This is a genomic window from Microbacterium lemovicicum (genome assembly GCF_003991875.1).
GTDB classification, from domain to species: Bacteria; Actinomycetota; Actinomycetes; order Actinomycetales; family Microbacteriaceae; genus Microbacterium; species Microbacterium lemovicicum.
Map to the genome: position 1 here is coordinate 1,013,301 of NZ_CP031423.1, position 13,459 is coordinate 1,026,759.

The following is a 13,459-nucleotide window of genomic DNA, read 5'->3' on the forward strand; positions in this document are numbered from 1 at the left end:
CGCGTCGGGTCCCGACGGGGGTGTGGTCTCTCGCATGAAGGGATGACGGATGCTGGTGCTCCTGCCCCCGTCGGAGACCAAGCGCCCCGGCGGCCCGGGCGGCGCCTGGCGCCGCGAGGCGCTGTCGTTCCCGTCGCTGGAGCCGCAGCGGCGGGACGTGGTCGCGGCGCTGATCGCGCTGTCCGCCGTCCCGGACGACGCCGCCCGGGTGCTGAAGCTGGGCGCCTCGCAGCGGGGCGAGGTCGCCGTCAACGCCGCCCTCGCCGGCGCGCCCGGGCTGCCGGCGGTGGATCGCTACACGGGTGTCCTCTACGACGCGCTGGGCGCGGCATCCCTCGACGCCGCCGCCCGGCGCTGGCTCGGCCGCAGCGTCGCGATCCACTCGGCGCCGTTCGGTCCCGTCCGCGCGCTCGAGCGCATCCCCGCCTATCGGCTCGGCGCCGGCATCTCGCTGCCGGGGCTTCCCGCGCTCCCGCGCCTGTGGGGCGCCGTCGTGACCGCGGCGATCGCCGAGGAGCAGCCGGGCTTCGTGCTCGACCTGCGCTCGGAGGCGTACGTCGCCCTCGGGCCGGTGCCGGCATCCGTCCCCTCGGTGTACCTCCGCGTCGTCACCGAGACCGAGGCGGGCACCACGCGGGCGCTCAACCACTTCAACAAGCACGCGAAGGGTGCGCTCGTGCGCTCCCTGGCCGAGCACCGCCCGCGGGTGTCGTCGATCGCGGGACTGCGACGATGGGCGGATGCCGCGGGCTGGCGCCTGCGCCACGGTCGCGCCGGAGAGCTCGACCTCGTCGTCTGAATCAGCGGCGGGTGTTCTCCGCCGTGCGCTCGGTGTTTTCCGCGATGGCGATGAGGGCGACGACCGCCTCGATGAGGAAGCGGAGCACGATCACGGCGAGGAACGAGAACAGCGGCACGAGCACGAGCGTCGCGACGATGAGGGAGACGCCGGCACCCGGGTTGTACCCCAGAGCCGAGGCGCCCCGCACGATGCCGCCGATGAAGTAGACCAGGAAGCCGATCGCGATGACGATCAGTCCGACGATGTAGAACACGCTGGCGAGCCGACGCGTGATGAACGTGCGGAACGAGACGTCGAAGAGGGCGCGGAGGAATCCCCGGCCGATCGCGGCCGCGTCGGAACCCGCGGGGGAGGGCACTCCCGTGTCGTCGGGATCGGTCGCCGGGTCGTAGCCGTCGCCCTCGCCGCGCGCCGACTCGCGCGCCGCCTGCGCTGCGGGCTGGGCCGGAAGGGGAGGGACAGGGGGGATCGCGCTGCTCATGGCTTCCTTTCGGCGGAACGCTCCGCGTCGTGTTCAGCGTAACGACCGCCGACATACCTGGGAATCGACTGACAGCCGACCGGTGTCGTCGCTAGCATGTGATCGCAGTGGGGGGCAGTCCTCGCCGACATCCGATCCGTTCCATGAAAGGGACGCGCATGTATTCCGATCCGAATGACGCAGCCGCCTTCGCGGTCTTGGCCGTCTTCTACGTCTTCGTCTTCATCATCGCCATCGCCGGCTACATCATCTCGTCGTTCTTCCTCATGAAGATCTTCGAGAAGGCGGGGGTGCAGGGCAAGTGGCGCGCCTGGGTGCCGATCTACAACACCCTGATCTTCGTCAAGCTCGGCGACCTGAGCCCCTGGTGGCTCCTGGTGCTGTGGGGCGGCACGATCGTCCTCGGCTGGGTGCCGGTGCTCGGCACCCTCATCGGCCTCGCCACCTTCGTCTACACGATCCTCGCCGCCTGGCGCGTGGGACTGAAGCTCCAGAAGGAAGCCGTCTGGCTCATCCTGTACTTCTTCCTGTCCATCGTGTGGTTCGGCATCAACGCCTTCGACAAGTCGCGCTGGAACACGGCGATCCCGGCCGCGCCGTGGGCCGGCAACTTCCTCGCCGACAAGACCGTCTGGGAGGGCGTCCCCGTCCAGAGCAGCGCGCTCGGCTCTGCCGCGGCGTCCGCCGGCTACCAGCCCCCCGCGGGCTACCAGCCTCCCTCGGGATACGAGCCCCCGGCCGGCTACCAGCCGCCCACCGGTTCCGTCCCGCCCGCCCCGCCGGCCGGCTACACGCCGCCCGCGCCGCCGGCATCCTCCGCCCCGGAGCCGCCCACGGTGCCGCCGACCACGCCCCCGCCGCCGCCGGCCTCGCCCGAGCCGCCCGCGGCTCCGGACCAGCCCCGGACCTGATCGGAGTGAAGCGCCCCTCGCGACGCGAGGGGCGCTTCGTCGTTCCCGCGACTCCGGCGTGCCCATGACGCCGATCCGCCTGCCGGCGGGAGGTAGCGTGGCGGCATGAGCACTCCCGCATCACGCCACGTCGGAGCATCCGGCCTCGTCGTTTCCGCGGTCGGATTGGGCTGCAACAACTTCGGCCGGCCCGGCACGCGCAGCGAGACGCTGGACGGCACGCGCGACGTCCTGTCGGCCGCCATCGCGGCGGGCGTGACGTTCCTCGACACGGCCGACATGTACGGTGGCGAGCCGGGTCAGAGCGAGACGCTCATGGGCGAGGCGCTGCGCGGACGGCGGGACGAGGTCGTGCTGGCCACGAAGTTCGGCCACCCCGGACGCGACATGGGCTACACGGTGCGCGGATCGAAGGCGTCGCGCTCGTACATCCGCACCGCCGTCGAGGCATCGCTGGCGCGACTGCAGACGGACTGGATCGACCTGTACCAGCTCCATGTGCCCGATCCCGAGACGCCGATCGAGGAGACGATCTCGGCCCTCGAGGATCTCGTACGCGAGGGCAAGATCCGCTACTTCGGCCATTCCAACCTGGCCGGGTGGCAGATCGCGGAGGCGGAGCTGACGGCGCCGGGCCGCGGCATCCGCTACATCTCGGCACAGAACCACTACTCGCTGCTCTCGCGCGGTGCCGAGCGCGAGGTGCTGCCGGCCGCGCGCCGATTCGGACTCGGGTTCTTCCCCTTCTTCCCGCTCGCCAACGGTCTGCTGACCGGCAAGTTCACGCGCGAGGGGGGACCGGAGGACAGTCGCATCATGCGTCAGCGTCCGCATGTCTGGAGCGACGCGCCCTGGGACGCGCTCGAGGCGTATCGCGACTTCTGCGACGAGCGGGGCATCACGATGCTGCAGGCGACGTTCGGGTGGCTGCTCGCCCAGGATCCCGTGTCCAGCGTCATCGCGGGAGCGACGAGCCCCGAGCAGATCGAGGCCAACGCGGCGGCGGCCGCGTGGACGCCCGACGGCGCCGACCTCGCCGCGATCGACGCCCTGTTCCCGCTTCCGGCGGACCCCGCAGAATAGCGGATGCGGGAGCCGGCCGAGACGGTCCACTAGGCTGGGAGACCCCGGCGCCCTGTCGCGCCGCAACGCCGCACGACAGGAAGAGGTGAAGATGTCCGATGTGGTCACCCGCTCCCGAACGCTCCCGCTTCCCGGCGGCGAGATCGAGGTGTCCTGGGCAGCCGTGACGCACACGGGTCTGCGGCGGGACAACAACCAGGACGCGGTGCTCGCGGACTTCCCGCTGTTCGTCGTCGCCGACGGCATGGGCGGGCACATCGGCGGCGAGATCGCCAGCACCAGCACCGTCGACCGCCTCCGGCCGATCGCCGAGTCGGGCGACGTGTCGACCAAGGCCATAGAGAAGGCGCTGTCGAAGGCGGTCAAAGACATCGCGTCGCACGTGGACACCACCGACGACGGCACCGGCACGACGGTCACCGGCGTGTTCCTGGATGCTGCGGGCGGGTCGGTCCACTGGGTCACCCTGAACATCGGCGACTCCCGCGTGTACCTCCTGCGCGATGAGACGATCGTGCAGATCACCACCGACCATTCCGTGGTGCAGGAGCTGATGGCCGCCGGCCGGCTCAGCCCGGAAGAGGCGGAGAACCACCCGTACGGCAACGTGATCACGCGGGCCGTCGGACCCAGCGAGAGCGTCACCCCCGACTACGTGCGGCTCGACGTCGTCGACGGCGACCGCTTCGTCGTGTGCTCGGACGGACTCACCAAGGAGCTGACCGACTACGGCATCCAGCACTTCCTGGCCGAGCACGAGGATCCCGCGGCGGCCGTGGACGCGATGCTGGAGGCGGCGCTCGAGAACGGCGGCCGCGACAACATCTCGATCGTGGTGCTGAACGCCGTCCGGCGTTCCAGCGACTCGGCGGACGCCGACACCGCCACGCACGCCACGCGGTGATTCCTCCCCATCGCGGTCGCTGACACTCGCGACCCCGGGCGGTCGCCCCGCGGGTGGGTCCGGTCTTCCGCCGGCGCGAGACTGGCGCGATGTCTCGACTCCTGCGCGGATCGCTCGTGCGTCCGCCCGTTCCGCCTGCGTCCGTCGCCGGCGCGGACACGTCTCCCGTCCCCGCCGTCGACGAGCCGATCGTCCTCCCGCCGCCGTGGACGCCGTCGCCGCGCCCGGGGCTTCCCCTCCTCGCGTCGATCGTGCCGGTGGTCGGCTCCGTCGCGCTGTTCCTCGTCACCGGCTCGGTGCTGGCGCTGTGGCTGGCGCTCCTCGGACCGCTGATCGCCCTCGCGAACATGGCCGACGGCGCGCGCTCCTCCCGCCGCGCCCGCCGCGCCGCGGACCGCGACGCACGGTCCGCGCGGGAACGCGCCGCGGTCGAGGTCGAGCGCCGGCACGCGGCGGAGCGCGAGCGCCTGCGTCAGCGGCATCCCGACGCGGCGACCCTCCTGGCCGCCGCCGAGGCGGAGGTGTGGCGGCCGTTCCCCGGACGCGGCGATGTGCTCGTCGTCGGTGCGGGCGACGCACCGAGCGCGGTGCGGATCTCCGGGGGCGGCGAGGCGGCCCGCACCCTGAGGGCGGGCGCGGCCGCCGTCGCCGACGCGCCCGTGCTCCTGGGGGTCGACACCGCCGTCGCCGTGGTCGGGGCGCGTGTGCTCGTCGATGCCGTGGTGCGCGCGCTCGTCGTACAGGCGTGCAGCATCGCCGCGCCGGGCGAGCTCGAGCTGATCGCCGTGTCGCCGCGCGACGCCTGGGCGGAGCGGATGCCGCACAGCCACGTGCCGGCGACGCGCGCCCTCGCCGTGCTCGACGCCGACGATCCGCGTCCGCGTCGTGCGGACGGCGTGCTCGTGCGCGTGCCCGCCGACACGCCACCGCCGTCCTGGTGCGGGGCCGTGCTGACGGTCTCGTCTCCGCAGCGGGCCCGCCTCGACCATGACGGACGCACGAGCGAGCTGCGCGTCGAATGCCTGTCCGCCGTGCAGGCCGCCGACGTCGCGGCCGACCTCGCAGGGCGTGCGCTCGCGCTGGGGGTGCGGACGGAAGTCGCCGAGACCGTCGTGCACCTGGCCGATCTCCTGGCCGACGCGCCCGAGCCCGCCGCCGGCGGCCTCCGGGCGGTGCTGGGCCGGCACGACGGGTCGCCCTTCCCGGTGGATCTCGTGTCGGACGGCCCGCACGCCGTCGTCGCCGGGGTGACGGGCTCGGGGAAGAGCGAGCTTCTCATCTCGTGGATCCTGTCGCTGTGCGCGCAGACGTCCACCGCCGAGGTCAGCTTCCTTCTCGCCGACTTCAAGGGCGGGACGGCGTTCGACGCTCTCTCCGGTCTGCCGCACGTCACCGGGGTCCTCACCGACCTCGACGGCGGGGGAGCGCGTCGCGCCATCGACAGCCTGCGTGCCGAGGTGCGGTGGCGCGAGCGGGCTCTCGCCGACGCCGGAGCCCGCGACATCCGCGACCCGCGGGTGCACATCCCCAGACTCGTCATCGTGGTCGACGAGTTCGCCGCGCTGCTGGGGGCCCATCCCGAGCTGCACGCCGTGTTCATCGACGTCGCGGCGCGCGGGCGGGCACTGGGGATGCACCTCATCCTGGGCACGCAGCGGGTGGCGGGTGTCGTGCGCGAGTCGCTGCTCGCGAACTGTCCGCTGCGGGTCAGCCTGCGCGTCACCGACGCCGCCGACAGCAGGGCCGTCATCGGCACCGATGAGGCCGCGCTCCTGCCCGGAGGACGAGCAGGGGCCGGGCGCGCGCTCGTGCGTCGCGCCGGCGACGGCGCTCCGCTCGCTGTCCGGATCGCCCTCGCCGAACCGGGCGACGTCGAGCGCGTCGCCCACGCGTCGCGCGGCCCGGCGCCACGGCGACCGTGGCTGCCCGACCTGCCTGCCGTCGTGCCGCTGGCCAGTCTGCTCGGCCAGGGTGGCGCGGGCGACATCGTGCTCGGCATCGTCGACGAGCCCGAGCGGCAGCGGCAGTCGCCCGCCCTTCTCTCGGCCGCGGACCGGGGGATGCTGGTGGTCGGAGCGGCCGGAAGCGGCACATCGACCATCCTCGACGTCGTCGCGGCCCAGGCGCGCGGATCGGCCGTGAGGCTGCCCGCAGATGCGGAGGCGGCGTGGGACACGGTGTCGGGGCTGGCCGATCATCCGCCCGGTCGCGGCGATGTGCTGCTGCTCGACGATCTGGACGCCCTCGCCGGAGCGTTCCCCGCCGAGTACGCCGCCGCCGTCTTCGAGGCGCTCGAGCGCCTCGTCCGGCAGGCGGGCGCCGGCGGGTACCTCGTGGTGGCCGGCGTCCGGCGGCTGTCGGGACCCGTCGCCCGGCTGGCGGAGCTCCTGCCGCGCAGAGCGCTGCTGGCGATGCCCTCGCGGGCGGACTATCTCGCGGCAGGAGGCGACGGCTCCCACCATGCGACCGACGCCGCCCCCGGTCGAGGACGGCTCGACGGGCGCGATGTGCAGTTCGCCATCGCAGAACCGGAGGGCGACGGCCAGGCAGCCGATGCGCTCCGGGCGCTCGAGTACCCGGAGTCGGACTGGACCCGTGTGCCCGGGTGGATCTGGGGGGAGCCCGCCGCGGACGCGGGGTTCGCGCCGGAGCGGACGACCGCATTCGTCGCCCGCCGGTCGGCTGTCACGCGCGGGGCGCTAGAGAGCTGGTGGGCGGCCGGTGTCGCCGTCATCTCCGTGGAGGATGTCGCCGCCCATTCCACGGCAGCCATCACGGAGGTGACGGCGCCGCGCGTCGTCTACGGCGAACCGGAGGAGTGGCAGCGCCACTGGACGCTGCTCTCGCGCGTGCGCGGCGACGGCGACCTGCTCATCGACGCTGCGTGCGCGGGCGAGTACCGGCTCCTCACCGGCGACCGCACCCTCCCGCCCTACTGCGCGCCGGGACGGGCCCGGGCCTGGCTGCGACGCGCCGGCGGTCCGGCCGAGCGCGTCACGCTGCCCACCGCGCCCACCGCGCCCACTGCGCCCGCCGCACCCGCCGCACTCGCCGCACCGGCCGCGCCCGGCCGCCGAACAGCCCCACCCGCACCCGAGCCGCCTCGCGCACCCGAGTCGGTCGTGCTCGAGCCGCCGGACGCTCCCGAGCCCCACGTTCCCGCTCCGGAGCCCCCCGTTCCCGCTCCGGAGCCACCCATTCCCGTCCCGGTGCCACCCGCATCCACGGTGCCCGCCACCCGCCGCAGCCGGCGCCATGAGCGCGCCTCTTGACCGTTGCTCGCGCGCCGCCCTAGTTTCAGGGCTGTGACTACCACTCCGATCGACCTCACCCGACCCGACGGGAAGGGCCTCGCCGCGGGCACACTCGGCCTCTGGGGCTCCACCGTCATCGGGCTCGCCTCCACAGCCCCCGCCTATTCGCTCGTCGCAACCCTCGGCTTCGTCGTCCTCGCCGTCGGCGCCCAGGCGCCCATCGTGTTCGTGATCGCCTTCATCCCGATGCTGTTCATCGCCTTCGCCTACCGCGAGCTGAACAACGCGGTCCCCGACTGCGGCACGACCTTCACGTGGGGCACGAAGGCGTTCGGCCCCTGGATCGGATGGATGGGCGGCTGGGGCGTCGCCGCAGCCGGCATGATCGTGCTCGCCAACCTCGCACAGATCGCCGGGATCTACTTCTGGGCGCTCATCGACGGCATCGTGGGCAGCGGTGAAGACGCCCTGCTCTCCGACAACGTCCCGCTCGTCACCGCGACCGGTGTCGTCTTCATCGCGGCGATGACCTGGGTCAGCTGGCGGGGGGTGGAGATCGGCGAGCGCATCCAGAACATCCTGCTCGCCCTCCAGTACGCCGCGCTCGGCCTCTTCGTCGTCGCGGCCCTCTTCCAGTTCTTCACCGGCTCCGCGCCCGATGCGACCCCGTTCGACTGGGCCTGGTTCAACCCGTTCGCCGGCAGCGACTGGGGCAGCTTCGTCGAGGCGAGCCTGCTGGCGATCTTCATCTACTGGGGCTGGGACACCTGTCTCGCCCTCAACGAGGAGACCCGCGACCCCAAGCGCATCCCGGGTCGCGCCGCGCTGCTGACGACCGTCATCCTCCTCGTCACCTACGTCGGCGTCACGATCGCGGCGATGATGTACGCGGGGCTCGGCGAAGAGGGAACCGGACTCGGCAACGAGGCGAACGCCGACGACTTCTTCCTCGGGATCAAGGACGGCCTCCTCGGGCCCTTCGGCTGGATCCTCGTGCTCGCCGTCATGATCTCGGCGATCTCCTCGACCCAGACGACGATCCTCCCGACCGCTCGCGGCACGCTCGCCATGGCGGCGTACAAGGCCCTGCCGCGGCGGTTCTACCGTGTGCACCCCGTCTACAAGACGCCGTCGTTCTCGACGCTCGTCATGGGCGTGGTCGCGATCGTCTACTACGTAGGCATGACGCTCATCAGCGACAACATCCTGCAGGATTCGATCCTGTCGCTCGGACTCGCCATCGCGTTCTACTACGCGATCACCGGCTACGCCTGCGTCTGGTACTTCCGCAAGGAGCTGTTCGACTCGGCGCGCAACTTCTTCTACCGGTTCCTGTTCCCGCTGCTCGGCGCCCTCATGCTCACCTACGCCTTCGTCCAGTCCGCGATCGACATGTACGACGTCGACTACGGCTACACGGTGCTCTTCGGCATCGGCGGCACCTTCGTGCTGGGCATCGGGTCGCTGGCGATCGGCGTGGTCCTGATGCTGATCTGGTTCCAGTTCCCGCGGGCCAAGGCGTTCTTCCGCGGCCAGAGCCTCAACCGCGACACCGAGGTGCTCGTGCCGGAGGACGGCGCCGATCTCGTCCGCTCGGTCGACGGCGGCATCTGACGACGACGACGGAACGGGGCCGAGCGCGCACCAGCGAGCTCAGCCCCGTTCGCGGTCGTGCGAGGGCGATCGCGATCCGCGCGACGACCCCGTTCTCAGACCGGCGTCACGCCAGGACGTCGGCGAGGGATGCCGCATCCAGGCCGTGGGCGGTCGCCACGCCCTCGTTCACCACGCGCCCGGCGTGCGTGTTCAAGCCCTCCGCCAGCGCGGCGTCAGCGCGCAGCGCGTCGCGCCAGCCCCGCCCGGCGATCTGTCGTACGTAGGGGAGCGTCGCGTTGGTCAGCGCCGAGGTCGAGGTGTTCGGCACGGCTCCGGGCATGTTCGCGACGCAGTAGAACACCGTGTCGTGCACCGCGAAGGTCGGGTCGGCGTGCGTGGTCGGGTGGGTGTCCTCGAAGCAGCCGCCCTGGTCGACGGCGATGTCGACGAGCACGCTGCCCGGACGCATGCGCGAGACCATCTCGTTCGTCACCAGCTTGGGCGCCTTCGCGCCCGGGATCAGCACGGAGCCCACGACGAGGTCGGAGTCGACGACAGCGCGGTCGAGGTCCAGCGGGTTGGACGCCGCGGTCTTGATGCGCCCCTGGAAGTGGTCGTCGAGGAAGCGCAGGCGCGGCACGTTGGTGTCGAACACCGTGACGTCGGCGCCCAGGCCGACGGCGATGTAGGCGGCGTTCGCGCCGGCCACCCCTCCGCCGATGATCGTCACCCGGGACGGCCGCGTACCCGGCACACCCGACATCAGCAGACCGCGTCCCCCCTCCGACCGCAGGAGCGTGTGGGCGCCGACCGTCGGGGCGAGGCGGCCCGCGACCTCGCTCATCGGCGCGAGCAGGGGAAGGATGCGACCGGGCAGCTGCACCGTCTCGTAGGCGATCGCGGTCACCCGGTCGGAGACGAGCTGATCGGTGAGCGGGCGGTCGGCCGCCAGATGCAGATAGGTGAAGAGCACCAGGTCGTCGCGGAAGTACCCGTACTCGCTCGGGATCGGCTCCTTGACCTTCAGCAGCAGCTCGGCGCGCGCCCAGACCTCCGCGGCGTCCTCGACGAGGGTCGCGCCGGCGTGGGCGTACTCCTCGTCGGTCATGGAGGAGCCGGTGCCGGCGCCGGACTGCACGATCACCTCATGCCCGGCCAGCACGAGGTCGTGCACACCGGCGGGTGTGAGCGCGACGCGGTACTCGTTGTTCTTGACTTCAGCGGGGACGGAGATCCTCATCGATCGTCCTTTCCGCTCCTCGTGGGAGCGTCTCTAGAAGACGGGGCGGATCGCCCCGACGGTGGTGCCGCCGCCCGACACGGACAGGGACAGCGCGGCCATCGTGTCATCGACGGCGGAGGTCTGCAGGGCGCCGGCGCGCTCGAGGAGGCGCAGTGCGACCGCGGTCGCCGCACGGCCGCTGCCGTCGAGCATCTTCAGCGCGACGGTGGTGCCGTCGGGTGCCGTCATGACCATCACGCCTTCGGCGCCGCCCTTGGCGAAGACGCCGAGCCGCTCGATGACGATGGTGTCGTCCATGCCCGGTCCGTCGATGGCCCAGGGGTTCTCGCGGACGGCGCGCACGAGCGCACCGGCGTTGCGGTGCAGGGCGAACGGCGACGTCTCGGACGACGTGGCCACGCGGTGCACAGCCCGGGCGAGGCCGATGAGGGTGATCGCGAAGATCGGCGCGCCGCAGCCGTCGACCGCGGTCGCGGCCACGCGCTCGCCGGTCAGTCGTTCGACGACCTCGCGGATGTGCACCTGGAGCGGATGCTTCGGGTCGAGGTATCCCTCGACGTCCCACCCGTTCGTGGTGCAGGTGAGCAGCATCGCGGCATGCTTGCCCGAGCAGTTCATACGGATGCGGGCGGGGGAGCCGAGCTCGCGCACGAGCTCGTCGCGCGCCGAGCGATCCTCCGGCCACGCCGCCGGGCAGGCCAGCGCGTCCTCGTCGAGGCCCGCCTGCTCGAGGATGGCGCGTGCGACGGCCACGTGACGGTCGGTGCCGGTGTGGCTGGCCGTCGAGAGTGCGAGCTTCTCGCCCTCCAGGGAGGCGCCCGCCGTGAGGAAGGCGAGGGCTTGCAGGGGCTTGAGGCTGGAGCGGGGGAGGATCAGGGCATCCGCCTCGCCGAGCGTGGTGGCGACCGTGCCGTCGGGCGCGAGCACGACCGCTGCGCCGGCGTGGCGCGACTCGATGAACCCGCTCCGTTCGACGACGGCGAGTTCCACGGCTCCGGCGACGGGGAAGGTGTGCGGCACCGGTCCAGCCTACCGCCGGGCCGCCGCATCCCCCGGCCCTGCGCCCGCCGGCCGTGGAAGACTGGCGGCATGAACGGCGAGCACCACTACGCACTCACGGCGACCTGGACGGGCAATCGCGGCGCCGGAACGACCGGCTACCGCGACTACGACCGCGGCATCACGGTGTCGGTCGCGGGCAAGCCCGATGTGCTCGCCTCAGCAGACAAGCCCTTCCGCGGCGACCCGGCGCGCTGGAACCCCGAGGACATGCTCCTGGCTTCCCTCAGCGAGTGCCATCTGCTGTCGTACCTCTACGCGTGCGTGCAGGCGGGCGTCGTCGTCACCGCCTACGAGGACGCCGCGACGGGCGTCATGGTGGAGGACGGCCAGGGGTCCGGCCATTTCCGCGAAGTGGTGCTGCACCCCCGGGTCACGGTCTCCGATGCCGCGATGGTGGATGCTGCGACCGCCGCCCACGCGCGGGCGCATGCCACGTGCTTCATCGCCAACTCCGTCAACTTCCCGGTGCGCCACGAGCCCACCATCCTGATCGCCGGCGACTGACGCACCAAACACCGCGAGACTGCACCCGACCGGCGAGACCGAGGCGGAAAGCCTCAGTCTCGCCGTGCAGGTGCAGTCTCGCGGCGGGGGGTGGGTTCAGACGACGTCCTCGTCCACCCAGTCCATCGACTTGGTGACGGCCTTCTTCCAGAGGCGCATCTGACGGTCGCGCTCCTCGGGGTCCATGTTCGGCTCCCAGCGCTTGTCCTCCTGCCAGTTCGCGCGCAGGTCGTCCAGGTTGTCCCAGAAGCCCACGGCCAGGCCTGCGGCGTACGCCGCGCCCAGAGCCGTGGTCTCCGCGACGACCGGGCGCACGACGGGCACACCCAGGATGTCGGCCTGGAACTGCATGAGCGCGTCGTTGGCGGTCATGCCGCCGTCGACCTTCAGCTCGGTCAGGTCGACGCCCGAGTCGGCGTTGACGGCGTCGAGCACCTCGCGCGACTGGAAGGCGGTCGCCTCCAGCGCGGCGCGGGCGATGTGGCCCTTGGTGACGTACCGGGTCATTCCGACGAGCGCACCGCGCGCATCCGGACGCCAGTAGGGCGCGAAGAGACCGGAGAACGCCGGCACGAAGTACACGCCGCCGTTGTCGTCGACGGACTTCGCGAGCGTCTCCACCTCGGGGGCCGAGGAGATGATGCCGAGCTGGTCGCGCAGCCACTGGATCAGCGATCCGGTCACGGCGATGGAGCCTTCCAGCGCGTAGTGAGCGGGGCCGTCGCCGAGCTTGTATCCGAGGGTGGTGAGCAGTCCGTTCTTCGAGCGGACGATCTCCTCGCCCGTCTGGAAGATGAGGAAGTTGCCCGTGCCGTAGGTGTTCTTGCTCTCGCCCGGGTCGTACGCGGCCTGGCCGAAGGTGGCGGCCTGCTGGTCGCCCAGGATGCCGGCGATCGGGGTCTCGCGCAGCAGCGACGAGGACTCGACGTTGCCGTAGACCTCGGAGGAGGAGCGGATCTCGGGCATCATCGACTTCGGGACGCCGAAGTCGGCGAGGATGTCGTCGCGCCACTGCAGGGTCTCGAGGTCCATGAACAGGGTGCGGCTGGCGTTGGTGACGTCGGTCGCGTGCACACCGCCGTCGATGCCGCCGGTGAGGTTCCACAGCACCCACGTGTCGGTGGTGCCGAAGATCAGGTCGCCGGCCTCGGCCTTCTCGCGGGCACCGTCGACGTTCTCGAGGATCCAGACGATCTTGGTGCCCGAGAAGTAGGTCGCCAGCGGAAGGCCGACGATGGTCTTGTAGCGCTCGGTGTCGCCGTCGGCGAGGCGGTCGACGATCGACTGCGTGCGGGTGTCCTGCCAGACGATGGCGTTGTAGACCGGCTTGCCGGTGTTCTTGTCCCACACCACCGCGGTCTCGCGCTGGTTGGTGATGCCGACGGCGGCGATGTCGTGGCGGGTGATGTCGGCGCGGCTGAGGGCCAGGCCGATCACCTCCTGGGTGTTGCGCCAGATCTCCAGCGGGTCGTGCTCGACCCAGCCCGCCTTCGGGAAGATCTGCTCGTGCTCCTTCTGCCCGACGGAGATGACGCTTCCCTTGCGGTCGAAGATCATCGCGCGCGTCGACGTGGTTCCCTGGTCGATGGCGAGAACGTAGTCAGCCATGGGTGACTTCC

11 protein-coding genes are annotated in these 13,459 nt (G+C 71.8%); 7 read left to right on the forward strand and 4 right to left on the reverse strand.

Annotation, left to right across the window (positions count from 1 at the left end):
• The first annotated feature begins 49 nt into the window (after nt 1-49).
• On the forward strand, nt 50-799 hold the full coding sequence (locus CVS47_RS04700) for a YaaA family protein (protein ID WP_127095054.1): 750 nt from the start codon (nt 50-52) through the stop codon (nt 797-799).
• Between the two features lies 1 nt (nt 800).
• Here CVS47_RS04700 and CVS47_RS04705 read toward each other — a convergent pair whose 3' ends face one another.
• Entirely contained in the window at nt 801-1,283 is a 483-nt protein-coding gene (locus tag CVS47_RS04705; protein ID WP_127095055.1) for a DUF4282 domain-containing protein, read from the reverse strand.
• A 158-nt stretch (nt 1,284-1,441) separates the two neighbouring features.
• Here CVS47_RS04705 and CVS47_RS04710 point away from each other — a divergent pair, with 158 nt between their 5' ends.
• From CVS47_RS04710 to CVS47_RS04730, 5 genes are all read left to right on the forward strand, one after another.
• Nucleotides 1,442-2,194 (forward strand): DUF5684 domain-containing protein, encoded by a 753-nt coding sequence (locus tag CVS47_RS04710; protein WP_127095056.1) that lies wholly within the window; start codon nt 1,442-1,444, stop codon nt 2,192-2,194.
• Nucleotides 2,195-2,299: 105 nt separating this feature from the next.
• Nucleotides 2,300-3,277 (forward strand): aldo/keto reductase, encoded by a 978-nt coding sequence (locus tag CVS47_RS04715; protein ID WP_127095057.1) that lies wholly within the window; start codon nt 2,300-2,302, stop codon nt 3,275-3,277.
• A gap of 91 nt (nt 3,278-3,368) precedes the next feature.
• Nucleotides 3,369-4,181, forward strand: a complete 813-nt coding sequence (locus tag CVS47_RS04720) for a PP2C family protein-serine/threonine phosphatase (RefSeq protein WP_127095058.1) — start codon at nt 3,369-3,371, stop codon at nt 4,179-4,181.
• A gap of 89 nt (nt 4,182-4,270) precedes the next feature.
• Nucleotides 4,271-7,453, forward strand: coding sequence for an FtsK/SpoIIIE domain-containing protein (locus CVS47_RS04725; RefSeq protein ID WP_127095059.1), 3,183 nt, complete (start codon nt 4,271-4,273; stop codon nt 7,451-7,453).
• A gap of 33 nt (nt 7,454-7,486) precedes the next feature.
• Nucleotides 7,487-9,049 carry an APC family permease gene (locus CVS47_RS04730; RefSeq protein ID WP_127095060.1) on the forward strand — a complete coding sequence of 521 codons (1,563 nt, stop codon included), beginning with the start codon at nt 7,487-7,489 and terminating at the stop codon, nt 9,047-9,049.
• 106 nt (nt 9,050-9,155) lie between these two features.
• On the opposite strand, the gene ald is transcribed toward CVS47_RS04730, so the two are convergent.
• A complete protein-coding gene (gene ald, locus CVS47_RS04735; protein ID WP_127095061.1) occupies nt 9,156-10,271 on the reverse strand; it encodes an alanine dehydrogenase in 1,116 nt (371 codons plus the stop codon).
• A gap of 33 nt (nt 10,272-10,304) precedes the next feature.
• Complete coding sequence (locus CVS47_RS04740; protein WP_127095062.1) at nt 10,305-11,294, reverse strand: asparaginase; 990 nt, start codon at nt 11,292-11,294, stop codon at nt 10,305-10,307.
• Nucleotides 11,295-11,363: 69 nt separating this feature from the next.
• On the opposite strand from CVS47_RS04740, the gene CVS47_RS04745 reads away from it, so the two are divergent.
• Complete coding sequence (locus CVS47_RS04745; RefSeq protein ID WP_127095063.1) at nt 11,364-11,840, forward strand: OsmC family protein; 477 nt, start codon at nt 11,364-11,366, stop codon at nt 11,838-11,840.
• 96 nt (nt 11,841-11,936) lie between these two features.
• On the opposite strand, the gene glpK is transcribed toward CVS47_RS04745, so the two are convergent.
• Nucleotides 11,937-13,448, reverse strand: a complete 1,512-nt coding sequence (glpK, locus tag CVS47_RS04750; protein ID WP_127095064.1) for a glycerol kinase GlpK — start codon at nt 13,446-13,448, stop codon at nt 11,937-11,939.
• Nucleotides 13,449-13,459 lie beyond the last annotated feature (11 nt).